At 73.6% G+C, this 24,293-nt stretch carries 23 protein-coding genes; 7 read left to right on the forward strand and 16 right to left on the reverse strand.

Translation table 11 applies throughout. The features are described 5' to 3' along the window. Positions 1–4 precede the first annotated feature (4 nt). The 7 genes from BM288_RS01285 to BM288_RS01315 form a co-directional block, all read right to left on the reverse strand. Positions 5–1,183 (reverse strand): ABC transporter substrate-binding protein, encoded by a 1,179-nt coding sequence (locus tag BM288_RS01285; protein WP_092915112.1) that lies wholly within the window; start codon positions 1,181–1,183, stop codon positions 5–7. 38 nt (positions 1,184–1,221) lie between these two features. Further along, positions 1,222–2,061, reverse strand: coding sequence for an ABC transporter permease (locus BM288_RS01290; RefSeq protein ID WP_092915114.1), 840 nt, complete (start codon positions 2,059–2,061; stop codon positions 1,222–1,224). Further along, positions 2,058–2,885 carry an ABC transporter ATP-binding protein gene (locus BM288_RS01295; RefSeq protein ID WP_092915116.1) on the reverse strand — a complete coding sequence of 276 codons (828 nt, stop codon included), beginning with the start codon at positions 2,883–2,885 and terminating at the stop codon, positions 2,058–2,060. The genes BM288_RS01290 and BM288_RS01295 overlap by 4 nt, the downstream gene beginning before the upstream one ends. Beyond that, entirely contained in the window at positions 2,882–3,757 is an 876-nt protein-coding gene (locus BM288_RS01300; RefSeq protein ID WP_092915118.1) for an ABC transporter permease, read from the reverse strand. The genes BM288_RS01295 and BM288_RS01300 overlap by 4 nt, the downstream gene beginning before the upstream one ends. Before the next feature lie 4 nt (positions 3,758–3,761). Further along, entirely contained in the window at positions 3,762–4,814 is a 1,053-nt protein-coding gene (locus BM288_RS01305) for a TIGR03842 family LLM class F420-dependent oxidoreductase (RefSeq protein WP_092915120.1), read from the reverse strand. Between the two features lie 79 nt (positions 4,815–4,893). Continuing rightward, positions 4,894–6,330 carry a dihydropyrimidinase gene (gene hydA, locus BM288_RS01310; protein WP_092915122.1) on the reverse strand — a complete coding sequence of 479 codons (1,437 nt, stop codon included), beginning with the start codon at positions 6,328–6,330 and terminating at the stop codon, positions 4,894–4,896. An 11-nt stretch (positions 6,331–6,341) separates the two neighbouring features. Continuing rightward, positions 6,342–7,190, reverse strand: a complete 849-nt coding sequence (locus tag BM288_RS01315; protein ID WP_092915124.1) for a nitrilase-related carbon-nitrogen hydrolase — start codon at positions 7,188–7,190, stop codon at positions 6,342–6,344. A 299-nt stretch (positions 7,191–7,489) separates the two neighbouring features. Here BM288_RS01315 and BM288_RS01320 point away from each other — a divergent pair, with 299 nt between their 5' ends. The 4 genes from BM288_RS01320 to cofD all read left to right on the forward strand — a co-directional run bounded on the left by BM288_RS01320 (position 7,490) and on the right by cofD (position 11,774). Beyond that, positions 7,490–8,521 carry an ABC transporter substrate-binding protein gene (locus BM288_RS01320; RefSeq protein WP_092915126.1) on the forward strand — a complete coding sequence of 344 codons (1,032 nt, stop codon included), beginning with the start codon at positions 7,490–7,492 and terminating at the stop codon, positions 8,519–8,521. Between the two features lie 278 nt (positions 8,522–8,799). Continuing rightward, the gene (locus BM288_RS01325) at positions 8,800–9,762 is read left to right on the forward strand and encodes an iron chelate uptake ABC transporter family permease subunit (protein WP_318255264.1); all 963 of its coding nucleotides are present in this window, start codon (positions 8,800–8,802) and stop codon (positions 9,760–9,762) included. 31 nt (positions 9,763–9,793) lie between these two features. Continuing rightward, on the forward strand, positions 9,794–10,753 hold the full coding sequence (locus BM288_RS01330; RefSeq protein ID WP_092915130.1) for an ABC transporter ATP-binding protein: 960 nt from the start codon (positions 9,794–9,796) through the stop codon (positions 10,751–10,753). Between the two features lie 73 nt (positions 10,754–10,826). Then, complete coding sequence (gene cofD, locus BM288_RS01335) at positions 10,827–11,774, forward strand: 2-phospho-L-lactate transferase (RefSeq protein ID WP_092915132.1); 948 nt, start codon at positions 10,827–10,829, stop codon at positions 11,772–11,774. A 2-nt stretch (positions 11,775–11,776) separates the two neighbouring features. Here cofD and cofC read toward each other — a convergent pair whose 3' ends face one another. The 7 genes from cofC to BM288_RS01370 all read right to left on the reverse strand — a co-directional run bounded on the left by cofC (position 11,777) and on the right by BM288_RS01370 (position 20,657). Beyond that, complete coding sequence (gene cofC / locus BM288_RS01340; protein ID WP_092915134.1) at positions 11,777–12,382, reverse strand: 2-phospho-L-lactate guanylyltransferase; 606 nt, start codon at positions 12,380–12,382, stop codon at positions 11,777–11,779. A 36-nt stretch (positions 12,383–12,418) separates the two neighbouring features. Next, on the reverse strand, positions 12,419–14,719 hold the full coding sequence (locus BM288_RS01345; RefSeq protein ID WP_092915136.1) for a transglutaminaseTgpA domain-containing protein: 2,301 nt from the start codon (positions 14,717–14,719) through the stop codon (positions 12,419–12,421). Beyond that, positions 14,716–15,891, reverse strand: coding sequence for a DUF58 domain-containing protein (locus tag BM288_RS01350; protein WP_092915138.1), 1,176 nt, complete (start codon positions 15,889–15,891; stop codon positions 14,716–14,718). The genes BM288_RS01345 and BM288_RS01350 overlap by 4 nt, the downstream gene beginning before the upstream one ends. Then, complete coding sequence (locus BM288_RS01355) at positions 15,891–16,898, reverse strand: AAA family ATPase (RefSeq protein WP_092915140.1); 1,008 nt, start codon at positions 16,896–16,898, stop codon at positions 15,891–15,893. The genes BM288_RS01350 and BM288_RS01355 overlap by 1 nt, the downstream gene beginning before the upstream one ends. Further along, positions 16,895–17,734, reverse strand: a complete 840-nt coding sequence (cofE, locus tag BM288_RS01360) for a coenzyme F420-0:L-glutamate ligase (protein ID WP_092915142.1) — start codon at positions 17,732–17,734, stop codon at positions 16,895–16,897. The genes BM288_RS01355 and cofE overlap by 4 nt, the downstream gene beginning before the upstream one ends. Continuing rightward, on the reverse strand, positions 17,731–18,213 hold the full coding sequence (coaD, locus tag BM288_RS01365) for a pantetheine-phosphate adenylyltransferase (RefSeq protein ID WP_092915144.1): 483 nt from the start codon (positions 18,211–18,213) through the stop codon (positions 17,731–17,733). The genes cofE and coaD overlap by 4 nt, the downstream gene beginning before the upstream one ends. A 236-nt stretch (positions 18,214–18,449) precedes the next feature. Beyond that, positions 18,450–20,657, reverse strand: a complete 2,208-nt coding sequence (locus BM288_RS01370) for an ATP-dependent DNA helicase RecG (RefSeq protein WP_318255265.1) — start codon at positions 20,655–20,657, stop codon at positions 18,450–18,452. A 101-nt stretch (positions 20,658–20,758) separates the two neighbouring features. Between BM288_RS01370 and rsmD the strand changes: the two genes are divergently transcribed. Beyond that, on the forward strand, positions 20,759–21,331 hold the full coding sequence (gene rsmD, locus BM288_RS01375; protein WP_092916142.1) for a 16S rRNA (guanine(966)-N(2))-methyltransferase RsmD: 573 nt from the start codon (positions 20,759–20,761) through the stop codon (positions 21,329–21,331). 94 nt (positions 21,332–21,425) lie between these two features. Here rsmD and thiL read toward each other — a convergent pair whose 3' ends face one another. After that, positions 21,426–22,469: a thiamine-phosphate kinase gene (gene thiL / locus BM288_RS01380; RefSeq protein WP_092915146.1), complete on the reverse strand. Its 1,044-nt coding sequence runs from the start codon at positions 22,467–22,469 to the stop codon at positions 21,426–21,428. Positions 22,470–22,610: 141 nt separating this feature from the next. Here thiL and BM288_RS01385 point away from each other — a divergent pair, with 141 nt between their 5' ends. Beyond that, complete coding sequence (locus BM288_RS01385) at positions 22,611–23,084, forward strand: DUF3515 family protein (RefSeq protein ID WP_318255266.1); 474 nt, start codon at positions 22,611–22,613, stop codon at positions 23,082–23,084. A 58-nt stretch (positions 23,085–23,142) separates the two neighbouring features. On the opposite strand, the gene BM288_RS01390 is transcribed toward BM288_RS01385, so the two are convergent. Beyond that, positions 23,143–23,499, reverse strand: a complete 357-nt coding sequence (locus tag BM288_RS01390; RefSeq protein WP_092915148.1) for an SseB family protein — start codon at positions 23,497–23,499, stop codon at positions 23,143–23,145. Between the two features lie 93 nt (positions 23,500–23,592). Here BM288_RS01390 and BM288_RS01395 point away from each other — a divergent pair, with 93 nt between their 5' ends. Then, positions 23,593–24,231, forward strand: coding sequence for an exonuclease domain-containing protein (locus tag BM288_RS01395; RefSeq protein ID WP_092915150.1), 639 nt, complete (start codon positions 23,593–23,595; stop codon positions 24,229–24,231). Positions 24,232–24,293 lie beyond the last annotated feature (62 nt).

Below are 24,293 nucleotides of genomic sequence, written 5' to 3' on the forward strand. Positions count from 1 at the left end.
GACTCTACTGGCCGCCCTCCTCCAGCTCGACCTCGATCGGTGCGTAGTCGGCGCCGAACACGTCGACGCCCTCGGCCTCGAGCTCGTCGAGCGCCTGCTGCACGTACTCGTTCGTCCACGCGCCCTCGTCGGGCTCGGCGGTCAGCACCGTCGCGCCGTCCTGGTTGGCGGTGTTCATCGCGATCTCGACCGTCTGGTCCCAGGCGGCCTCATCGATCAGGCCGACGCCGCCCTCGGCGGGCCACACGAGCCGGTTGGTCTCGTTCACCATCCACAGCTGGTGCGAGGCGCCCAGCTGGCTGCCCGCGTCGACGACGATCTGCGCCGTCTCCTCGGGGTTGTCGCGCGCGTACATCCAGCCCTGGATCGACGCCTTGATGAAGGCGACCGTGGTGGCCTGGAACTCGGGGTCCTCGAGCCGGTCGCTGGAGGTCCAGATGGCGTCCTGCAGCATCGCGGTGCCGACGTCGTTCCAGTCGAGCACCGAGAAGTCCTCGGCGGTGTAGAGCTCGCCCGTGTCGGGGTTGACGCTCTCGAGCAGCTGCGCGTACTCGTTGTAGGTCATCGCCTGCGCGGCGTCGATGTCACCGGCGAGCAGGCCAGACATGTCGAAGGCCTGCTGCACGAGCGTCACGTCGCTCATCGGGTCGAGCCCCGCCTCGGTGAGCGCGGCGAACAGCTCGAACTCGTTGCCGAAGCCCCACGAGCCGACGTTCTTGCCCTCGAGGTCGGCGACCGACTCGATGCCGGCGTCGGCGAACGACACCTGCAGGGTGCCCGAGCGCTGGAAGATCTGCGCGACGTTCGTGATCATGGCGCCCTGCTCGCGGCTGGCGAGCGCCTTGGGCACCCACGCGAGCGCGAAGTCGGCAGAGCCGCTGGCGACTGCCGTCTGCGGCACGATGTCGGCACCGCCCTCGGCGATGGTCACGTCGAGCCCGGCGTCCTCGTAGAAGCCCTGGTCGAGGGCCGCGTAGTAGCCGGCGAACTGGCCCTGCGCGAACCACTGCAGCTGCAGCGTGATGGGGGTCAGCTCGTCGTTGCCCTCGGCGCCGGGCTCCGATTCGCTGGGTGCGGCCCCTGGCGAGCAGGCGGCGAGGATGACGGATGCGGCTGCCGCGACCGCCGCGAGGAGGGTGCGGCGGCGCTTCGATCGACCGGGCAGTGCTTCATTGCGTTGCATGGTGCTCTCGATTCTGGTGGTGTTCTGGTGGTGTGACTTCAGGTGATGGGGATGTGCGCCCAGCGGCTGGCGAGCCGCTCGGCGAGCAGGGTGACGCCGTAGAAGACCAGGCCGAGCACGATCGATGCCACGACGTAGGCCCAGGCGCGCGGGTAGCCGGACTGCGCGGCAGCGCTGGCGATGCGGCTGCCGAGGCCGTTCTGCAGGCCGCCGAAGTACTCCGCCACGACCGCAGAGATGACGGCGATCGACGAGGCGATGGTGAGGCCGCCGAAGACGTAGGGCACCGCGCCCGGCAGCGTCACGATGCGCGTCGCCTGCCAGCCGCTCGCGCCGTAGGCGCGCATCAGGTCGAGGTGCACGGGGCGCACCTGCCGCAGGCCGCGGAGCGTGGTGATGAACACCGGCACGAAGGAGGCGATCGCGACCACCAGGATGCGCGGCATCTCGCTGGTGGCGCCGTACATGGTCTGCAGCACCGGCGCGAGCGCCACGATCGGCACGACCGCGATCGCCGCCACCAGCGGCGCCACGAGCTGGTCGATCCAGCGCAACCGGGAGGCGAGCGCCGCGGTGACGACGGCGACCACCGCACCCAGCAGCAGCCCGATGAGGGCATTGGTGCCGGTCGCGAGCGTCGCCTGCGCGATGCCGCCGATGGCCGTGACCAGCTGGTCGAGGATGGCGCTCGGCGCCGGCAGCAGGTAGGGCTGGATGTCGAGCAGGTGCACCGCCGCCTCCCACAGCCCCAGCGCGGCGGCGCCGAGCACCGCCGGAGCGGTGAAGCGCACCCAGCCGTGCTCGCTCCAGTGCCGGCGGGCTGCCTTGCGCCCGCCTGCCTGGCCCAGCGCGAGCTGCCGGGTCGCCGTGTCGGTCATCGCGTCTCGACCCCTCGCGTCGAGGCCCCGTGCGTGGCGGCGGACTCGGCAGCGGCGCCACCGCCGTGGAGCGCCTCCCGCACCGCCGTGACCGAGCGGAAGAACGCATCCGACTCCCGCATCGACTCGGCATCGGCCGTCGCGTCCGGCCGGTCGATGTCGACGATCTCGGTGATGCGGCCGGGCCGCGGGCTCATCACCACCACCCGGTCGGCGAGGAAGACCGCCTCCGGGATCGAGTGGGTGACGAAGACGACCGCCGCGCCGGTCTCGGTGCGGATGCGCAGCAGCTCGCCCTGCAGCCGCTCGCGGGTCATCTCGTCGAGGGCGCCGAAGGGCTCGTCCATCAGCAGCAGCCGCGGGTGCTCGGCGAGCGAGCGGGCGATCGCGACGCGCTGCTGCATGCCGCCGGAGAGCTGATCGGGGTGGTGGTCGGCGAAGTCGCCCAGCCCCACCAGCTCGACCAGCTCGTCGGCCCGCGCCCTGCGTGCGGCGGCGGATGCGCCGTGCAGCTCGAGCGGGAGCTCGACGTTGGCACGCACGGTGCGCCACGGCAGCAGCCCCGCCTGCTGGAAGGCGATGCCGTAGGCGCGCTCGAGGCGCGCCGTGCGGGCGGGCATGCCGAAGACCCGCACCTCGCCCTCGCTCGGCTCGTCGAGGTCGGCGATCAGCCGCATGAGCGTCGACTTGCCGCAGCCGGAGGGGCCGATCAGCGCGACGAACTCGCCGTCGGCGACAGTGAGGCTCACCTCGTCGAGCGCCCGCACCGTGTCTGTGCGGGTCTCGAACACCTTCGTGACGCCTGCGACCTCGACCGCGCTCATCGCGCCTCCGCTCTTCGGTAGTTGTGGAGCATCAGCCCCGCGAGTGCGACGGCTCCCGCCGCGACGAGGCCGAGCACGACGGCGCCGGCGATCGGCGCCCACGCCTTCGCCGGATCGGAGGAGCCCGACTGGGCGTATTCGACGATCAGCCTGCCGATGCCGCCGCGCGCGCCGGTGGAGACCTCGGCCACCACGGTGCCGATGATGGCGGTCGCCGTGCCCAGCCGCAGCGCGGCCAGCAGGTGCGGCACTGCGGCGGGCAGCCGCAGGTAGCGCAGCGTCTTCCACCAGCCGGCGCCCTGCGCCCGGAAGAGGTCGAGGTGCGCCTGCTCGGGGCTGCGCAGCCCCCGCAGCGTGCCGATCGCGACCGGGAAGAACGCCAGGTAGGAGGCGATGACCGCCACGCTCATCCACCGCTCCCACTCGAACGGGCCGAGCTGCAGCTTGCCGCCCCAGGCGACCACGAGCGGTGCCAGCGCGATCAGCGGCACGGTCTGGCTGAGGATGAGCCAGGGCAGCATGGCGCGGTCGGCGAGCAGGAAGCGCTGCATCAGCAGCGCCAGCAGCACGCCCACCACGGCGCCCAGCAGCATGCCCAGGCCGGCGATGCCGAGCGTCGAGGCGGCCGCCTTCGCGACCGCGACGATCACGAGCTCGCCGCTGGCGCTGGAGGCCGGCTGGAAGGCGCGCGCCACCGAGTCCCACACGTGCGGCATCGCCAGCTCGGTGGTGCGCGGCAGCAGCACGGTCTCGCCGATCGAGATGCCCTCCGGCGGCCCGAGCAGCTTGTAGCCCTCCCAGACCACGGCCAGCGAGAGCACGCCCAGCGCGCCGAAGCCGATCGCCCGGGTCTGCCTGCTGCTCAGCCGCAAGGGGTCACGACCTGGCCGCGCTGTGCTCGCGCAGTGCCGGGATGATGCGCTCCCCGTACTGGCGCAGCGTCTCCTCCTTGTCGTCGTGCATGACGTAGGCGGCGAACTGGTCGACGCCGAGGTCCTTCAGGCGCGTGAGCTTCTCGATGTGGTCGTCTGCGGTGCCGAGCACGCAGAAGCGGTCGACGATGGCATCCGGCACGAAGTCGACGTGGTCGTTGTCGGCCTTGCCGTGCGAGTTGTAGTCGTAGCCGGAGCGCTGCTCGATGTAGTCGGCCAGGTCTTTCGGGATCACGCCCGCCTCGCCGTCGGTGCCGGCGGCCTTGCCGTAGCGGGCGACGATGTCGGCCACGTGGTTGCCGACCATGCCGCCGAACCAGCGCGACTGCTCGCGCTGGTGGGCGATGTCGTCGCCGACGTAGGCGGGGCCGGCGACGCAGATCTTGATCGACATCGGGTCGCGGCCGGCGTTGTCGGCGGCGCTGCGCACGTGGTCGATCATCCACGCGGTGATCTCCGGGTCGGCCAGCTGCAGGATGTAGCCGTCGGCGACCTCGCCGGTGAGCTTGAGCGCCATCGGGCCGTAGGCGGCCACCCACACCGGCAGCTCGGAGCCGTGCGACCAGGGCAGCCGCAGGGTCAGCGGCTCGCCGTCCGCGGTGGCCACCTCCACCTCGCGGCTCGAGCCCAGCTCGCGGATGACGTGCACGGCCTGCCGCAGGTCCTTCAGCGTGGTGGGCTTGCCGCCGCCCACGCGCACCGCCGAGTCGCCCCGGCCGATGCCGCAGATCGTGCGGTTGCCGTACATCTCGTTCAGGGTGGCGAAGACGGATGCGGTGACCGACCAGTCGCGCGTCGCCGGGTTGGTCACGAACGGGCCGACCGTCACCCGCCGGGTGGCGGCGAGGATGGCCGAGTGGATGACGTAGGGCTCCTGCCACAGCACGTGGCTGTCGAAGGTCCACACGTTGTCGAACCCGTGCACCTCGGCCAGCTGCGCAAGCTGCACCGCGCGGCTCGCGGGCGGGTTGGTCTGGAAGACGGCACCGAAGTCCATCATGCTCCGATCGGTCGAGGGGTCGGGGGCACTGCGCCTGCTGCAGGCCCTGTGGCTGCTGCGAGCCCTGAGCGGCGCGTCACAGCAGGTACTGGCTCAGGCCGCGCTTCACGTACGCGCCGTCGCCCGCCGTGCCCAGGTACGCATCCGCATCGACGATCACCCGGCCGCGGCTCATCACGGTGTCGACGTGGCCGTCGATCTCGTAGCCCTCCCACGCGGAGTAGTCCATGTTCATGTGGTGGGTCTTCTCGAGGCCGATCGAGGTGTGGCCCTTCGGGTCGTAGACGACGATGTCGGCGTCGGCGCCGGGCTGGATGACGCCCTTCTTGCCGTACAGGCCGAACATGCGCGCGGGCGTGGTGGCGGTGATCTCGACCCAGCGCTCGGGCGTCAGGTGCCCGTCGACGACCCCCTGGAAGAGCAGGTCCATGCGGTGCTCGACCGAGCCGATGCCGTTGGGGATCTTCGAGAAGTCGCCCAGGCCCAGCTCCTTCTGATCCTTCATGCAGAAGGGGCAGTGGTCGGTGGAGACCATCTGGATGTCGTTGGTGCGCAGCGCCGTCCACAGCTCGTCGCTGTGGTGCTCGTGCTTCGAGCGCAGCGGCGTCGAGCACACCCACTTCGCCCCCTCGAACTCGCCCCACTGATCGCCCTTCGCGCCCAGCTGGTCCTCGAGCGAGAGGTAGAGGTACTGCGGGCAGGTCTCGCCGAAGACGTTCTGACCGCCGTCGCGGGCCGTGGCGATCTGCGCCACCGCCTGCTTCGCGCTCACGTGCACGACGTAGAGCGGGGCGCCGGTGAGGTTGGCGAGCATGATCGAGCGGTGCGTCGCCTCCTCCTCCATCTGCCAGGCGCGCGCGATGCCGTGGAAGTAGGGGTCGGTCTTGCCCTGCGCGAGCAGCTGCTGCGCGAGCACGTCGATCGCCGGGCCGTTCTCGGCGTGCATCATCGTCATCAGGCCGGTGTCGGCCGAGACCTGCATGGCCTTCAGCACCTGCGCGTCGTCGGAGTAGAACACCCCTGGGTAGGCCATGAAGAGCTTGAAGCTCGAGACGCCCTCGTCGAGCAGGCCGCGCATGGCCTTCAGCGACTCGTCGTTGACGTCGCCGATGATCTGGTGGAAGCCGTAGTCGACCGCGCAGTTGCCGGCGGCCTTCTCGTGCCAGGCGGCCAGGCCGTCCTCGACCCGCTCGCCGTACTTCTGGATGGCGAAGTCGATGATCGTGGTGGTGCCGCCCCACGCCGCCGCCCGCGTGCCGGTCTCGAAGGTGTCGCTCGCCTCCGTGCCGCCGAAGGGCATCTGCATGTGGGTGTGGGCGTCGATGCCGCCGGGGATGACGTACTTGCCCGTCGCATCCACCACCGTGTCGACGCTCTGCTTCAGGTCGGTGCCGAGCAGCCGGCTGCCCGGCTCGAGCACGGCGCGGATGGTCTCGCCGTCGACGAGCACGTCGGCGAGCGAGCGGCCGGTGGCGGAGACGACGGTGCCTCCGGTGATGAGGGTGGTTGCCATCGTGCGCCCCCTTACGGCTTCGCGATCTGGGTGTAGGAGTCGGGCCGGCGATCCCGGTAGAACTGCCAGTCGTCGCGCATCTCCTTGACCAGATCCATGTCGAGGTCGCGGATCAGCAGCTCTTCGCTGGTCTCCGAGCCGCGCTCGCCCACCCAGTTGCCGCGCGGGTCGATCACCTGGCTGGTGCCGTAGAAGTCGACGGCGAGCTCGCCGTACTCGTTGTCCTCGCGGGCGACGCGGTTGGGCTGCAGCACGAAGTAGCCGTTCGCGACCGCCGCCGCGGGGCCCTCGACCTCCCACAGCCGGTTCGACAGGCCGGGCTTGGTGGCGTTGGGGTTGAAGACGATCTGGGCGCCCGAGAGGCCGAGCTCGCGCCAGCCCTCGGGGAAGTGCCGGTCGTAGCAGATGTGCACGCCGACCTTGCCGACGGCGGTCTCGAACATCGGGTAGCCGAGGTTGCCGGGGCGGAAGTAGAACTTCTCCCAGAAGCGGTCGAGGTGCGGGAGGTGGTGCTTGCGGTACTTGCCGAGGATGGTGCCGTCGGCATCGACGACGACCGCGGTGTTGTAGTAGACGCCGGTCTGCTCCTCCTCGTAGATGGGGAGGATCGTGACCATCTGCAGCTCCTTCGCGAGCGCCGCGAAGCGCTGCACGATGGGGCCGTCGGCCGGCTCGGCGTAGTCGTAGTACTTCTTGTCCTGCGTGATGCCGAAGTAGGGGCCGTAGAAGAGCTCCTGGAAGCAGATGATCTGCGCGCCCTGCTCGGCGGCTTCCCGCATGAAGGCCTCGTGGCGATCGAGCATCGACGCTTTGTCGCCCGTCCACGTCGTCTGGGTGATCGCTGCACGAACTGTGGTCATGGGGGTTCCTCGACTTTCTCCGCCTCGTTGCGGATCGGTCTCCTGAGTCTGTCCTGCCGGGTGAGAGTGGTCAAGCATCTGGCACGCCGACATGCGGCCGACCGCCCCGACCGAATCCTCGGTGCGCTCGAAGCGGCGCTCGGCCTCGTCGATCGGATGCCCGAAGCGGTCGAGCGATCGGTCGTGCGTCCCGCAGCGGTGCCGCGCGAGCCCGCTAGACTGCAGTCGCGCCGGGCATCACCTCCGCGCGCGAACCCGAAGTTCACGTTCGCGTCAGCCTGCCCAGGAGGATCCCGCCGATGCACGCACCCAGCCGCACCCGCCGCCGCCGCGGTCGCCTCGCCCCGACGGTCGCGCTGCTCGCCCTGAGCACGCTGGCGCTGACGGCCTGCGCGGGCCAGCCGACGCCGACCGGCAGTGCCGATCCGGGTGCGAGCGGCACGAGCGGTGCGGAGGCGAGCGCCATCGACGACTGCGGCATCGACGTCACGCCGATGACGCATCCGGCCGAGCGCATCGTGGCGATCAAGTCGACCGCGGCAGAGCTCGTGGTGGCGCTGGGCCTCGGTGAGCACATCGTGACGACCGCGTTCCTCGACGGGCCGGTGCTGAGCGCGGACGGCAGCGAGCTCGACGCGCCCACCATCGAGGGCATGCCCTCGCGCGAGGCCGTGCTCGGGCTCGACCCGGATGCGGTGGTGGCGGGCTGGGAGTCGGCCTTCGCCCCCGAGGCGGTCGGCGACCGCGAGCAGCTGCAGCAGCTGGGCGTGACCACGTGGGTCTCCCCCGCCGCCTGCTGGTCGACCGAGGTGCCGCCGCTCACGTGGGATGCGCTGTTCGGCGAGTTCGCCGACGCCGGTGCCGTGCTGGGCGTACCCGAGGCCGGGACCTCGCTCGCCGAGTCGCAGCGAGCGGCGCTCGCGGAGGTCGAGCCGGTCGCCGAAGGCGCGGATGGCGCACTCACCGCCCTCTGGTACTCCTCCGGCGAGGACGCGCCCTATGTCGGCGCGGGCTCGGGCGCCCCGCAGCTGGTGCTCGACGCGGCCGGGCTCACGAACGTGGAGGCGGAGATCGACGAGACCTGGACGACCCTGTCGTGGGAGGCGCTCGCCGCGAGCGATCCCGACGTGATCGTGCTCGTCGACGCCCCCTGGCACACGGCCGAGTCGAAGATCGAGCGGCTGCGGGCGAACGCTGCGACCGCGCAGCTGAGCGCCGTGCAGGCGGAGCGCTTCGTGGTCGTGCCGTTCCCGATGGCCGAGGCGGGCGTCGGCTCCGTCGAGGCCGCGGCCCTGGTGGCGGATGCGGTGCGCGAGATGGGCATGGAATGACGCGCACCGATCGTGGGGCGTCGCGGCCGCCGAGCGAGCGGTCGCGAACGGAGCCTCTCGCGCCCGGAACCGAGCCGGGTGCGCCCGCTCGCGACCCGCTCGCCGGCGACGCGGCGCATCCGGCGCGCCTCGACGCCGAGAACGGGCCCCATGCGCCCGCTCGTGCGACAGATATAGGGCGGTTTGCTCGCGAACGCGGGGCGGAGGAGCGAAGCGCCCTATACCTGTCGCGGCGCGGACGGCGCGCGCGCCGCTGGGCGCTGCCGGCGCTGGGCGCCGTGCTGGTCGCTGCCGCGCTCGCGGCGGTGTGCTTCGGCGCGGCCGGCATCGCGCCGGCCGACGCGTTCGCCTCGCTCGCCGCGCGCCTCGGCGTCGGCACCACGCCGCTGAGCGCGATCGAGGACGCGATCGTGGTGAAGCTGCGCATGCCGCGCGTGCTCGCCGCCTGCGCGGTCGGCGCCGGGCTCGCGATCGTCGGCGTGGTCATGCAGGCGCTCGTGCGCAACCCGCTCGCCGACCCCTACCTGCTGGGCGTCTCCTCCGGCGCATCGGTCGGCGCGGTGCTGGTGCTGATCGCCGGCCTCGGCGTGCTGCTGCCGGTGGCGGCCTTCGCGGGTGCGCTGCTGGCACTGCTGGCGACCCTCGGCCTCGCGGGCGCTGCGGGCGGGGCGACGCCCACCCGCACCGTGCTCGCGGGCGTCGTGGTCGCATCCGCCGCCTCGGCCCTGGTCTCGCTGGTGATCTTCTGGGGCGCCGACGGCGACGCCTACCGGGAGATCCTGGCGTGGCTGCTGGGCTCGCTCGCCTCGATCAGCTGGCAGAGCGCGCTCATCGCGCTGGTCGGCGCCGCGCTCGCGCTGCCGCTGCTCGTGAGCGGCCGCCTGCTCGACGCGCTCTCGCTCGGCGACAGCGCCGCCGGCGCGCTCGGCGTCGATGCCCGCCGCACCCGCTGGGTGCTGCTGGTGGCGTGCGCGCTCGTCACCGGCGTGCTGGTGTCGGTCTCGGGCGCGATCGGCTTCATCGGCCTGGTCGTGCCGCACGCGGTGCGGCTGGTGGTGGGCTCCTCGCACGCGCTGCTGCTGCCCGCCTCTGGCCTCGCCGGCGCGATCGTGCTGCTGGTCGCCGACACCGTCGCGCGCGCCGCCTTCGACCCGCGCGAGCTGCCCGTCGGCATCGTCACCGCGCTCATCGGCGCCCCCGTGTTCGCGGCGCTCATGCTCACCGGGCGGGTGCGCACGTGAGCGGGCGCGACCTCACCGAGCGGGTGCGCACGTGAGCGGGCGCGACGCGAGCGGGCGTGAGACGCTCGGCCGCGAGGTGCACGGCGAGACGCAACGCGGCCTCGAGGTGCGCGGCGAGACGCAACGCGGCCGCGAGGTGCACGGCGAGACGCAACACGGCCTCGAGGTGCGTGGCCTCACGATCGCCGTGCCCGGCCGCACGCTCGTCGACGACGCCTCCTGGAGCGCGCCGACCGGCCAGATCACCGCGCTCGTCGGACCCAACGGCGCCGGCAAGTCGACCATGCTGCGCGCCATCGCCGGCGTCGTGCCCGAGCGCGCGACGGTGCGCGGCGAGGTGCACCTGAGCACCGCACGGGGCGCCACCGGGCGGCTCGGCACTGCGGGCCTCGACACCGTGCGCCTCGACACCGTGCCCGCCCGCGAGCGCGCCCGCCGGGTGGCGCTCGTCGAGCAGCTGGCCGACGCCGTGCCGCAGCTCACCGCCCGGGAGGCCGTGCGCCTCGGCCGCACGCCGCACCACCGCATGCTGGGCTTCTCGATCGGCGACGACGGCGCGGTCGAGGCGGCCCTCGCCGACGCCGGCGCCACCACGCTCGCCGAGCGGCGCCTGGGCGCGCTCTCCGGCGGCGAGCTGCAGCGCGTGCACATCGCCCGCGCGCTCGCGCAGCAGGCGGGATCCGCCCCCGGCAGCGCCCTGCTGCTCGACGAGCCCACCAACCACCTCGACGTCGCCTGGCAGCTCGACCTGCTCGAGCTCGTGCGGCGCCTGGCGGCCGACCGGCCGGTCGTGCTGACCGTGCACGACCTCGCCCTCGCCGCCACCCACGCCGACCGCGTGGTGCTCGTGGACGGCGGGCGGGTGATCGCGGCGGGCGATGCGGATGCGGTGCTGACGTCCGACCGCATCCGCTCGGTCTACGGGGTGGAGGCGTCGATCGACGCCGCCCCCGACGGGGTCGCCATCAGGTACCGGAGGATCGACGCATGAGCGCGCAGCAGCACGCACCGCGGCTGCAGCGGCAGCGCATGAGCAGGCACCAGCCCGTGAGGAGGCATCGCGCATGAGGATCACCGTGCTGGCCGGCGGCGTCGGCGGCGCCCGCTTCGCCCTCGGGCTGCGCGAGGCGGCCCCCGACGACGACATCACGATCGTCGCGAACGTGGGCGACGACATGTGGCTCGCGGGCGTGAAGGTGTGCCCCGACCTCGACTCGCTCATGTACGCGCTCGCGGGCGTCGGCGACACCGAGCGCGGCTGGGGCCGGGCGGGCGAGAGCGAGCGCGTGGCGGCCGAGCTGACCGCCTACGGCGTCGGCTGGCCCTGGTTCACGCTCGGTGACCTCGACCTCGGCACCCACCTGGCCCGCACTGCGCTGCTGCGCGAGAACGCCACCCTCACCGAGGCGACCGCTCGGCTCTCCGCCCGCTGGCCCCTGGGCGCCACCCTGCTGCCGGTCACGAACGACGAGGTGCCCACGCACGTGGTCACCGACGAGGGCGTCATCCACTTCGAGGAGTGGTGGGTGCGCACCCGCGCGCAGGCGCCCGCGCACCGCTTCGTGCAGCACGGCGTCGAGCGCGCCCGCATCTCGCACGCCGCCCGGGCGGCCATCGCCGATGCCGACGTGCTGCTCGTCGCACCCTCGAACCCGGTGGTCTCGATCGGCACGATCCTGGGCGTGCCGGGGGTGCGCGAGGCGCTCGAGACGGCGGCCGCGCCGATCGTGGGCGTCTCCCCCATCGTCGGGGGGAGGGCGCTGCGCGGCATGGCGGCGACCTGCCTCGAGGTCATCGGTGTCGAGGCGGATGCGGCTGCGGTCGCCGCGCACTACGGCGCACGCTCGCGAGGCGGCCTGCTCGACGGCTGGCTGGTCGCGGAGGAGGACGAGGCGGGGCTGGGTGCGCTCCGCGAGCTGGGCATCCGCGCCGAGGCGCGCCCGCTGCTGCTGACGCCCGGCGGGCCGGCCGCGCAGGTGGCGCGCGACGCGCTGGCGCTCGCTCTCCCGTAGGGCTAGGCGGCGATCGCCGCGTCCCGCAGCACGGCGCGGGTGTACTCGCCGACGCCGAGATCGACCGCGATGTGCAGGTCGGCCAGCTCGTCGACGTCGACCCGCAGCCCCGACTCCGACGCGACGGGCAGCTCGACGTGGCCGGCGCGCCGGTGCAGCTCGGCGGAGCCGGGGCCGAAGTGCGGCCGCAGCGCATCCGCCCGCCTCGCCGCCAGCAGCGTCGTGCCGGTGGTGAGCGCGTCGGGCACGTAGGAGCGCGCCTCGCGCCCGGCCAGCTCGAGCGCCGCCTCCAGCTCTGCGGGGGTGAGCGCTGGCAGGTCGCCGAGAACGACGGCCACCGGTGCGGCCGGGTCGAGCACCGCGGTGCCCGCCAGGATCGCGGAGCGCAGCCCGGCGCTCGGGTCGTCGACGACCTCGATGCCGGCCAGCCCCTCAGTGACCTGCGCGTCGCAGGTGACCACCACCAGGCGGTCGACGGATGCGGTGGCTCGCGCCGCCGCGATGGTGTCGCGGGCGAAGGCCACCGCGAGCGCCGCGCGCGCGTCACCCGCGTCGAGGCGCGACTTGCCGATGGAGCCCTTCACGGGGATCACGATCGACCACAGCATGTCGTCCAGACTACGTCGACTCGGATGCCCGGACGTTCAGCCCTCGTCGTCGTCGCGCGCGACGATCCCCGCCAGGCTGCGCGGCAGCACCGCCGCCAGCGTTCGGCGCCACCAGGGCGCGCCCGCCGCGAGCGCCTGCCGTACGGTGCGCACGTCGGCGTCGACGACGCCGCGATCGCGCGGGCCGGCGTCGAAGGCCGCCCGCTCGGCGGTCAGGCGCACGCGGTCGGCTGCCGCCGCGGCGGCCGGCTCCACACGGCTCGCGAGCGCCGCCTGCAGCTGGCCGGGGGTCGCCGATGCCGGCAGAAGCGTGCCGAGATCGGCGAGCGTCGCCCGCAGCTCGGCCCAGCCGCCGGTGGCGCCGCGCCGCAGCCGCACCGCGCGCTGCACGGCGCGCACGATCGCCGGCAGCGCCAGCACCAGCAGCACGCCCAGCCCGATCAGCAGCGCCCGCAGCAGCGCCGGGTCGATGGTAATCCCGTCGCCCGGGCTGGGCGCGCCGGGGGCGGCGCTGTCGCTCGGGGCCGGCGCCGTCGGCGCGGTGCTGGGCGTGGGCGAGGCGGTCGGCGGCGCGGTCTCCTCCGGGGTCTCGGACGGCGTGGGCTCGGGCGTGGGACTCTGCGTGATCTCCGCGCCCTCAGGGCTCGCCACCCCGGTGCCGGCGCCCGGCGTAGTCTCGACCCGCACCCAGCCGGCGCCGTCGATCCAGGCCTCGGCCCAGGCGTGCATGTCGTTGGTGGAGACGGCCCAGCCGCCGCTGATGTCGCTGCCGGGCAGGAAGCCGATCACCACGCGCGCGGGCACGCCGGCGCCGCGCAGCAGGCCGGCGGTGGCGCTGGCGTAGTGCACGCAGTAGCCGCTGCGGGTCTCGAGGAAGCCCGCGAGCGCCTCCCAGCCGTCGCCCCCGGCACCGGCGAAGCCGGGCAGATCGAGCTGCTCGGAGTAGTTCCAGAGCCCCTCGGTCATGAAGCCGTGCACCGCCTGCACGCGCTGGGCGGCGCTCATGCCCTCGTCGACGAGCGCCGCGCCCTGCGTGACGATCGCGGCGGCGGCCTCGGGCATCGCCAGGTACGGGTCGTGACCGCTCGAGCCGGCGTCGGCGGGCAGCTGGTCGAGCGGCAGCGAGCGGGTGCCGGTGGCGGTGTACTCGAGCTCGCGGGTCTCGACGTCCGCACTGATGCGCAGCGCGTCGTTCGCGTCGTCCCAGCTGGAGCCCTCCCGCGCCTGCAGGCCGGCCACGCGCTCGGGCGTCGGCAGGCTCTCGGCGCGCACGTCACCCATCCGCACCGTCATCCGCACCGGCTCGCCCAGCCCCGCGCCCTCGACGAGCTCCTGGGGACTGCCGGGCTGCGGCTCGAGCGCGACGAAGCCCTCCGGGCCCGCCTCCGGCAGCGTCATCAGGCGCGAGACGATCGGGTCGCCGTCGGTGGTCGAGTAGGTGAACACGGGTCGGTCGGCGGGGCGGCGCAGCTCGTCGCCGAGGTCGATCCGGGTGCTGAGCACCGGCGTCGCCGGCGTGAACAGCTCCTGGAAGGTCGGCAGGTCGAACTCGCTCTCGCGCGGGCTCGGCGCCACCAGCGGCACCGCCGCCGAGAGCACGGCGGCCGCCGCCACCAGCGCGACCGGCGCCACCCAGCCGCGAGGCTGCGCAGCCCGCTCGTCGATCGCGGGCGCCACGAGTACGGCGGCGGTGGCGATGACGCCCGGCAGCGCATGCCACCACGGCACGTCGATGCGGAAGGCGATCGGCAGCAGCAGCGGCGCCGCCGCGACCACGACCGCGACGGCGGGCACGCGCAGGCCGTGCCCCAGCACATCCGTCATCACGGTCACCGCGACCGCCGCCGCCACGATGACGGCGAGCACCGCGCCGGTCGCATCCAGCGGGGTCGACTGCGCCCAGGCGATGTCGATGACGCCCTGGTTCAGCACCGCCAGCGACTCGAGCACCGCTTCGGGGGTCGGCACGATGCCGAGGATCGCCTGCTCGGGCGCGGTGAGGCCGGTCACCCAGGCGACGCCCGCGAGCGCCGCGGCCGCGGAGGCCACCAGCGGCGGCCAGACCGCGCGCACCAGCGAGGCGGCGATCGTCATGGTCGCGACGGCGGCGACGACCGGCCACAGCCACGCCTCCCCCAGCACCGTGATCGCCGACCACAGCCACGCGATCGGCAGCACCGCCAGGGCGATCGTCTCGACCGTGCCGGCCTGCGCGGTGGAGCTGCGGGCGGAGGCCCTTTCGGGCCTCTGCCGCGACCCCAGCGCCGGGGCCCGTCCCGGGTCCCGGTCCGGCTGCCTCCGCCGGGCACCGCGGCGCAGCAGCTCGCTCGCGCTCACGAGAGCTCCCTCACCGGGCCGACGCGGTCGATCCAGCGCTGGATGCGCACGCGCGAGCCGGGCGCGATGCGGCGCGGCGGGGCATCGCGGGCGGCGACCAGCCAGAGGGTCGTGCCGGGCGTCAGCGTCCACGTCTCGGGCGCCGACTCCTCGAGCGCGATCACGTGCGCCGGCGCCCCGCCGGGCCGCTCCGGCTCGGCCCGCTCGACCGCCTCCATGGAGGCGAACGCCGCGAGCGCCGCCGGCAGGTCGCGCCAGTCGGCCCGCAGGATGCTGGGCTCGCCGGTCTCGTGCACGACGACGGTGCGCTCCTGCCCGGCGAGCGCGCGCACGATCGAGCAAGCGGCGCGTGCGAGGCGATCCTGCGCGTCGCGGTCGGCGTCCGCCGCCGCCGCGGTGTCGACCACCACCAGGTCGTCGTCGCTCGAGGGGTTCGCCTCCTGCCGCACCATCAGCTGGCCGCGCTTGGCGCTCTGCCGCCAGTGCACGCGGCGCTGCGGGTCGCCGGGCCGCCACTCGCGCACCATCGCATCCACGTTGTCGGCGGTGCGGGACTGCGCGAGCCTGCCCTCCTCGCGGTTCGAGCGCAGCGCGGAGGACGGGATCGCCAGCACCTCCGGGCCCACCACCAGGCTCGCGAGCGGGTCGACGGTGCGGGTGGTGCGCATCACGCGGAACGGATCGAGCGCGGTCACCGACACCGGCGCCAGCCGCCAGCGGCCGCGCGCGTGCTCGCCCAGCCGCACGGTGTCGCGGCCCTCGCCGTCGAGCTCGCCCTCCAGCAGCAGGTAGCGCTCCGGGCCGGGCGCCCACGTCGACCACCGGGCACCCGCATGCCGACGCTCGCCCGCGATGCGCAGCGACGCATCCGCCCCCTCCTGCACCACGCCGGGCACACCGAGCCGCACGCTGCCGACCGCGCCGATCGCCCACCATGCGCCCAGCAGCACGATGCTCAGGCAGAGCGCCGCCGGCACCAGCAGCACGACCTGCCGCTCCCAGTAGGCGGCGACGAGCAGCAGCGCGCCGGCCATCAGCAGCACGCCGCCGCGGGGTGTGGGACGGGCGCTCGAGCGGTCGGCCTGGCGGCGCGTGCCGCGCCGGCTGCCACTCTGGTCGCCGCTGGTGGCGCCGTCCGCGGCGCCGCTCTGGCGCGAGCCTTCACCGGCCATCAGCGCATGACGGGGGCGACCGTCTTGGCCAGCGCCTGCGCCACCACCGCGGTGGCATCCTCGTAGCGCGCGTGCGGGTCGTGCATCACCAGGTGGTGCGGCAGCACGTGCACCGCGAGTGCCTTGACGTCGTCGGGCGAGAGCCAGTCGCGGCCCAGCAGGTGCGCGTGCGCCTTCGCCGCGCGCACCAGCTGCAGGGTGGCGCGCGGGCTCGCGCCCAGCCGCACGTCGGGGTGGGCGCGGGTGGCGCGGGCGAGCCGCACCGCGTAGCGCTCGACCAGCTCGTGCGCGCGCACGGCACGTGCCTGGTCGATCTCGCTCTGGAACTGCTCCTCGGTCGTCACCGCCCGCACCGCGTCGAGCGGCTGCGCGGTCTCGCGCGCGGAGACCATCGCGTGCTCGGCATCCTCGTCGGGGTAGCCGAGCTCGAGCCGCGCCATGAAGCGGTCGCGCTGCGCCTCCGGCAGCGCGTAGGTGCCCTCCATGTCGATCGGGTTCTGCGTCGCCACCACGAGGAACGGCTTGGGCAGGATGTGCGTGATGCCGTCGACGGTCACCTGGCCCTCGGCCATGCACTCCAGCAGCGCCGCCTGCGTCTTGGGGCTCGCGCGGTTGATCTCGTCGGCGATCACGATGTTGGCGAACACCGGGCCGGGCTGGAAGCGCAGCTCGCCGGTGCGCTGGTCGAGCATCGACATGCCGGTGATGTCGCTGGGCAGCAGGTCGGGCGTGCACTGGATGCGGCGCACCGTGCCGCCGATGGCCGCGGCGAAGGCTCGGGCCAGCTGCGTCTTGCCGACGCCGGGCACATCCTCCAGCAGCATGTGCCCCTCGGCCAGCAGCACGGTGAGCACCGTGCGGATCTCCTCGTGCTTGCCGGAGATGACGCTGCCGACCGCGCGCTCGATGCGCTCGCCGGCGGTGGGCTGGTCGCTCGCGGCGGCCGTGACGACCTCGGTCTCGGCGGCGGTCGCCTCCGGCTCCGGCGGCGTCCCGATGCCGCTCACGACGTCGCCTCCGACTCGGCCATCGCGCTCGCCGAGGCTCGACCGGCGGCGAAGCCCTGCGCCCAGGCCTCATCGGTACCCAGCCGGAACATGTCATCGGCGGCGCTGCGCACGAGCCGCGTCGCGCCGGGCTCGTCGAGCTCCGCCACATGCCGCCCCATGCCGCGCACGAGCACGACCGGCACGCCGTCAGACTTGCCTGCGACCAGGTCGGCGGCCCCCGCGATCTCGTCGGCGATCGCGGGCGCGGTCACGACCAGCGGCCGCCCGTTGGCATCGAGCTGGCCGCTGAGCGGCTCGAGTACGCGGAGGCCCGCAGCACCGATCGCGACGTCGGTCTGCCCGACGCGCCAGGCGCGGCCGAGCGTGTCGCTGACGATGACGCCCACCCGTGCGCCGAAGCGCGACCGCAGGGTCTCGGCGATCGCGCGAGCCGACGCATCCGAATCGAGCGGCAGCAGCAGGATCGTGCCGTCGTCGGTGTTCGACGCGTCGATGCCGGCGGCCGCCAGCACCAGGCCGGTGCGGTGCTCGACGATGCGGGTGACGCCGCCGGGGTGCTCGCGGCTGGCGACCAGCCGCACCGACTCGTCGTCGATGGCCTGCTCGCGCTCGTCGGCGGGGCGGATGCGTCCCTCGGCCTTCGAGACGACCTTGCTGGTGACGACGACGACGTCGCCGTCGCGCGGCTCGAGCGGGGCGAGCGCGTCGGCGATGATCGCCGGCAGGTCGTCGCCGGAGCGGATCTCGCCCATGCCGCGCACCGCCCAGAGCTGCAGGTCGGCGCCGGGCTGGTGGGCGCCGGGCTGATCGAGGCCGGGCTGCGGATCGCTCATCGCTGCTGCAGGAAGGTGGCGACCGCCCGGGGCACGTAGGGGCTGATGTCGCCGCCGAGCTCGGAGACCTGTCGCACGAGCGAGGAGGAGACGTGCGCGTTCTCGGGGTTCGGCAGCATGAAGATGGTCTCGACGCCCGCGAGGTTGCGGTTGACGATCGACATCGGCGTCTCGTACGAGAGGTCTGTGGAGGTGCGGATGCCCTTCACGAGCACCTCGGCGCCCACCTGCTGGCAGTAGTCGACCAGCAGGCCCATCGACCAGTTCGCGATGCGCACCTGGCCTTCGATGCGGGCCTCCTCGATGGAGCGCTCGATGAGCTGCTCGCGCTCGACCACCGGCAGGAACGCCTGCTTGTCGGGGTTGTGGGTGACGACGACGTGCACTTCGTCGAACAGCTTCGCCGCGCGTGCGATGACGTCGATGTGACCCAGGGTCACAGGGTCGAAGGAACCGGGCACGACGGCGATGCGGGGCATGGGATCCAGCCTATCGGGCGCGAGTGAACGGACGGCGACACTGGCGCGCTGCCTCCGTCGTCACCGCCCGCGCGGCCCGTGCCGCCGTTCCCAGTTGAGGATGAACTCGCGAAATGTCGCGAGGGGAGGACGCATCGTCCTCTGCTGAGAACATCTCCTCTGCTCAGAACCGTCGGCCACGCGACCGCGCCAGCGGGCGGATGCGCGGGGCGAGGCGGGCGGGCGGCGCGGCGGGGCTACGCGGTGACCAGGGCCGCGCGGGCGTCCGGATCCAGGCGGCCGTGCACCGCGTGGCGCAGCGCGCGGTGGCGCTCCAGCCTCGGGTCGTCGTCGAGCACCTGCCGCGCGGCCGCGCGGGCGGCGTCGATGATCGCGCCGTCGCGCGCGACCCGCAGCACCTTGAGGCCGCTGCGGCTTCCGGACTGCACAAGGCCCAGCACATCGCCCTCGCCGCGCTGCTCGAGGTCGACCTCCGCGAGCGCGAAGCCGTCGAGCGTGCCGGCGACCGCGTCGAGCCGCTCGCGGGCGTCGCTGAGCTCGTCGACGGAGGTGACCAGCATGCACAGCCCCGCGTGCTCGCCGCGGCCGACGCGGCCGCGCAGCTGGTGCAGCTGCGAGACGCCGAAGCGGTCGGCCGAGAGCACCGCCATCATGGTGGCGTTCGGCACGTCCACACCCACCTCGATGACGGTGGTCGCGACCAGCACGTCGATCTCGCGGTCGCGGAAGGCGCGCATCGTGCGGTCCTTGTCGTCGGTGGGCATGCCGCCGTGCAGCGGCGCGATGCGGTGCGCGCCCACGGGCGATCGCCGCAGCTGCTTGAGCGTCGTGCTGACGTCGTCGACCGGGGCCGCCTGCGCGGGGTCGGCCGACGCATCCGCCCCCTCACCCTCAGCCGGCGGATGCACGTCGATGCCCTCCAGCTTGCCGGGCGAGATGGCGGGGCAGACGACGAAGGCCTGGCGGCCGGCCTCGATCTCCTCGTGCATGCGCTGCCACACGCGGTGGAAGACCCCCGGATGCGCGGCGCGGTCGACGACGAAGGTCTTGATGGGGCTGCGGCCGGCCGGTAGCGAGCGGATCGTCGAGACGTCGAGGTCGCCGAAGGCGGTCATCGCGATGGTGCGCGGGATGGGCGTGGCAGTCAGCACCAGCGTGTGCGGGTGGAGGCCCTTCGATCGCAGCGCCTCGCGCTGGGCGACACCGAATCGGTGCTGCTCGTCGATGATCACGAGCGCCAGCTCGGCGAAGGTGGTCTTCTCGCTCAGCAGCGCGTGCGTGCCGACGACGATGCGCGACTGTCCGGCAGCGATGCGCAGCATGGCCTTCTTGCGCTCGCCGGCGGGCATCTGGCCGGTCAGCAGCGTCGGCTGCAGCTCAGCGGCGAGGTCGGGGCCGAGCGAGCGGGTGATGGAGCGCAGGTGCTGCATCGCGAGCACCTCGGTGGGCGCCAGCAGCGCCGCCTGCCCGCCCGACTCGGCGACCGTCAGCATCGCACGGGTGGCGACGACGGTCTTGCCCGAGCCCACCTCGCCCTGCACGAGCCGGTGCATGGCGGTGCCGCTGGCGAGATCGGCGGCGATCGCCTCGCCAGCCGTCTGCTGGTCGTCGGTGAGCTGCCACGGCAGTCCGTCGTCGAAGCGCTGCAGCAGCGGCCCCGGATGCCTCGGCGCGGTCGGCAGGGTGTCGAACCAGTCGCGGGTGGCGAGCAGGTAGGTCTGCAGCAGGAACGCCTCCTGCCAGGCGAGCGTGTGCCGGGCGCGGTAGGCCTCCTGCTCGCTCGCCGGTGCGTGCGCCATGCGCAGCGCCTCGGTGAGCGGCAGCAGCTTGTGCTCCCGCCGCGTCTCGGCAGGCACCGGGTCGTCGACCTCGCCGAGCGCGTCGAGGCCCTGCGCGACGAGCTGCTGGAGCTTCGTGGTGGCGAGGGTGGAGGTGGCGGGATAGATCGGCACGGGCTGGTTCGCCCACTGCTCGGCGTCGACGCCCGCCTCCTCGTCGAAGAGCTCGAAGTCGGGGTGCGCGAGCTGGCGGCGGTCCTTATAGATGCCGACCGTGCCCGAGAACAGCGCCGTGACCCCCTGATGCAGCTGCTCGCCGCGGAACGCCTGGTTGAAGAAGGCCAGATCGAGGCTGCTGGTGCCATCGGTGATCGTGATGGTGGTGAGGGTGCGCGGCCGCCCCTTCGCGTCGCGCTGCAGCACCCGCGTCTCGACCGTGCGCACCTTCGCGACCACGGTGACGTGCTCGCCGGGCACCAGGCTCGCCAGCTCGGTCAGCTCGCCGCGCTTGGCGTAGCGGCGCGGCAGGTGCCAGACCAGGTCGCCGAGGGTGGTCATGCCGAAGGCGCGCTCGAGCTTGCCGGAGGCGGCCTTGCCCAGCACGCGCTCGAGCGGCCGCTCGAAGCCGTCGGGCAGCGCCGTGCCGCTCGCATCCTTCTTCGCCACGCTCTCAGGGTAGGGCGCACGGCTGACGCCCGCCGCGCATCCGTCCCCGGCCTGTGCATGGCTGGGAGCGTGGCGTCGGCGGCATGCGCGAAGATGTCGCCATGACCCGCATCATCGGAGGCCTCGCCGGCGGCGCCCGCCTGCACGTGCCCGTGCGAGGCACGAGGCCGACCTCCGAGCGGGTGCGCGAGGCGATCTTCAGCGCGCTCGACGCTCGCAGCCTGTGCGACGGGGCCCGGGTGCTCGACCTGTTCGCCGGATCGGGCGCGCTCGGGCTCGAGGCCGCCAGCCGCGGCGCCGAGTCGGTGGTGCTGGTCGAGCGCGACCGGGCGGCGGCGAAGGTGGCGATCCGCAACGCGGAGACGGTAGCGAAGGCGGGCGCGACGCGGGCGCTGGTCGAGCAGGTGGCGGTGACGCCGTTCCTGCAGCGCTCCGGGCGCAGCTTCGACCTGGTGTTCATCGACCCGCCCTACGACCAGCCGGATGACGAGCTCACGGCCGTGCTGATCGATCTGGGACCGCTGCTGTCGCACCCGGCGACCGTCGTCGTCGAGCGGGCGAAGAAGGCCGGGCCGCTCGAGCCGCCGGGCGATCTCGAGGTGGAGCGCACGCGCAACTACGGCGACACGACGCTGCACTACCTCACGACCACCGGCGCCTTCGCCGACCACTGAGTCGCGCGGCGGCCCGCAGGGTCAGGCGGATGTCTGAGGCCCGAGACGGACCTCGGCGCTGAGGTCGCGGCGGAGACCCGAAAGGGTCTCCGCTTCAGCGCTGCACCGCGCGGTACGGGTCCCAGCCGCGCGGCTCGAGGGGCGCGGCGTCGAGGGTGACGCCGGGCTGCTCGTCGTCGGCCAGCGCCTCGACGCGGCCGAGCCGGTGCACGGCGTGGCCGACGAGCTCGGCGGGTGGCTGGACGCCCGCCGGCAGCGTGAACAGCAGCGCGTGATCCTCGCCGCCGTGCAGCGCCGCCTCGAGCGGAGCGCCCATCGCGAGCGCCTCCGCCGCCGCGGCCTCCACACCGGATCGCTCGAGCGCGATGCGCACCCCGGATGCGCGTGCCACCCTGGCGGCGTCGAGCGCGAGGCCGTCGGAGACGTCGAGCATCGCGGTGGCGCCGAGATCCGCCAGCAGCGTGCCGGCCGTGATCGGCGTGACGGGCGCGAGCTGCGCTGCGACGGCGCGGCCGTGCGCTCCGGCGCGCAGCCGCTCGGCGGCTGCGGCGACGGGCACCGCCGCCTCGTCCTGCGCCTGCGAGAAGAGGTGACGCAACCCCGTCGCGGCCAGGCCGAGACCGCCCGCGCACCACACCGCATCCGTCACCCTGGCACCCGAGCGCAGCACCGGCGCGCGGGCTTCGAGGTCGCCGAAGGCGGTCACGGCGATCGTTGCGTGGGGCGCGGTGCCGAGGTCGCCGCCGACCACGCCGCAGCCGGGGGCCATGGCCGCGATGGCGTCGGCGAGGCCCCGCGCGAAGGCCTCGAGCGCCGACACGCGCGTCGAGGGCGCGACCGCGAGGGCGACCACGAGCGAGGTGGGGCGGGCACCCATCGCGGCGACGTCGATCAGGTTGGTGGCGACGGCCTTCCAGCCCAGGTCGCGCCAGCTCGACCAGCCGAGGCGGAAGTCGGCGCCCTCGAGCATCGTGTCGGTGGTGACGACGAAGCGACCGTCGGCGGCGCGCACGACTGCGGCATCGTCGCCGGGGCCGATATCGGTGACGTCACCGGCCGGCAGCAGCGGCAGGAAGCGGCGCAGCGCCTCGAGCTCGCCGGCCTCGTGCAGGGTGGGGTCGTTGGGCGCGGCGTCCATGTGCGCAACGGTAGCCGCCCGCTGCCCGTCTTTCGCCCCATCGACGGGAGCCGCTCCGCCGTGCGGACCTGGTGCGCCGGGGCCCGATCGGTGCACGGAGTCCCGGACGTCGGAGGCGACGCGCGTCGATAGGCTCGAGGGGTGCGTCTGCTCCCCCTCGCCGCCGCGGCCATCGCGCTGCTGGCCCTCACCGGCTGCGCCCGCTCCCTCGCGCTGCCCCCCGCGGAGGAGGCGAGCGACCCCGGCTGCGCCGAGGTGATGGTCACACTCCCCGCCCAGATCGGCGACGAGAGCCTGCCGGTGCCGCTCGAGCAGCGCGACACCACCAGCCAGGGCACCTCCGCGTGGGGCGACCCGAGCGCGATCACGCTCCGCTGCGGCATGCCCGTGCCCGCGCCGTCGACCGACCGCTGCATCAGCATCGAGCTCACCCCCGACCGCTCGGTCGACTGGCTCCAGGTGGCGCAGGAGGAGAACGTCTGGACCTTCGTCTCCTACGGCCGCTCCCCCGCGACCGAGGTGGTCGTCGACACGAGCGTCGTCACCGCGGCCACCGCGCTCGACGCCGTCTCGAACGCGATCGACCGCACTGAGCTCGTGGGCGCCTGCACCTGAGCCAGCCCAGCCGTCGCGGCTGAACGATCTCGGCACTGTCGCCGAGCCGGTCGCTCGCCTACGCCTGCGCAGCGTCGCCGGCGATGACCTCCGGCAGGAACACCCGGCCGTCGTCGTGGCCGGGGTCGAGCACGATCGCGTGCCCCGCCGGGATGCCCGCGGCCAGCTCGGCGCCGGTGAGCTTCAGGTGCCTGCGCGTGCGCGTCGCGAAGCCGCCGATGCGCGTCGCGGCTGTGAACGCGACCACCAGCTGCATCTCCTTGTGCGGCAGCACCAGGAACTTGCCAAAGCCCGGGTCGCGCGGGTTCTCCACCACCGCGGGCACCACCAGCTCCGCCTCGCGCACGATCGCCCATGCGCCGGCATGGTCGGCGGCGTCGATGTCGTGCAGGGCCTCGAGCGTGGGGTTTGCCATGCCCCAATGCTGGCAGATGCGACGCCGGTGATGATGGCGAGCGGATGCCCGGGGCCGGTCAGCCGTGTGGGCGGGCTCTGTGAAGATGGTGGCATGGCACTCGACTTCACCGCGATCGATTTCGAGACCGCCAACGGAAACGCTGCGTCCGCGTGCGCGGTGGGGCTCGTGAAGGTGCGCGACGGCATGGTCGTCGACCGCTTCTCGACGCTGATCAGGCCAACCGCGCCATACGACGAGTTCTGGGAGTGGAACGTCAAGATCCACGGCATCCAGGCGCACCAAGTGCTGGGCTCGCCCGACTGGGCCGAGGCGCAGGAGCGCATCCTCGACTTCGGCGGCGACGACGTCTACGTCGCCCACAACGCCGGCTTCGACAAGGGCGTCATGCGGGCGGCCGCGAAGGCGGCGCGGCTGCCGGTGCCCGACATGCGCTGGACGGATTCGCTGCGCATCGCCCGCAAGACCTTCGTGCTCGAGTCGTACCGGCTGCCGGTCGCGGCGCTGGCGGCCGGCTTCGACGACTTCCAGCACCACGACGCGGCCGGCGACGCCGAGGCCTGCGCGGCCATCATCATCGGTGCCGCACGGCGCCACGAGTGCGACGATCTCGACGCGCTGGTGCAGCGCTGCGTCTCCGCCGTGCACGAGATCGGCGAGCGCCACGAGCAGATGCAGGAGCTCGAGTCGCGCCGTCGCGCTGCCCAGCGCGAGCGGCCCTGGTGGCAGTGATCGGGGCGCGATTGTGCCCCAAGCCATAACGAAAGCGTTACAATCACGGCGTTCGCCAAGGG

The sequence above is a fragment of the Agrococcus baldri genome (genome assembly GCA_900114805.1).
GTDB classification, from domain to species: Bacteria; Actinomycetota; Actinomycetes; order Actinomycetales; family Microbacteriaceae; genus Agrococcus; species Agrococcus baldri.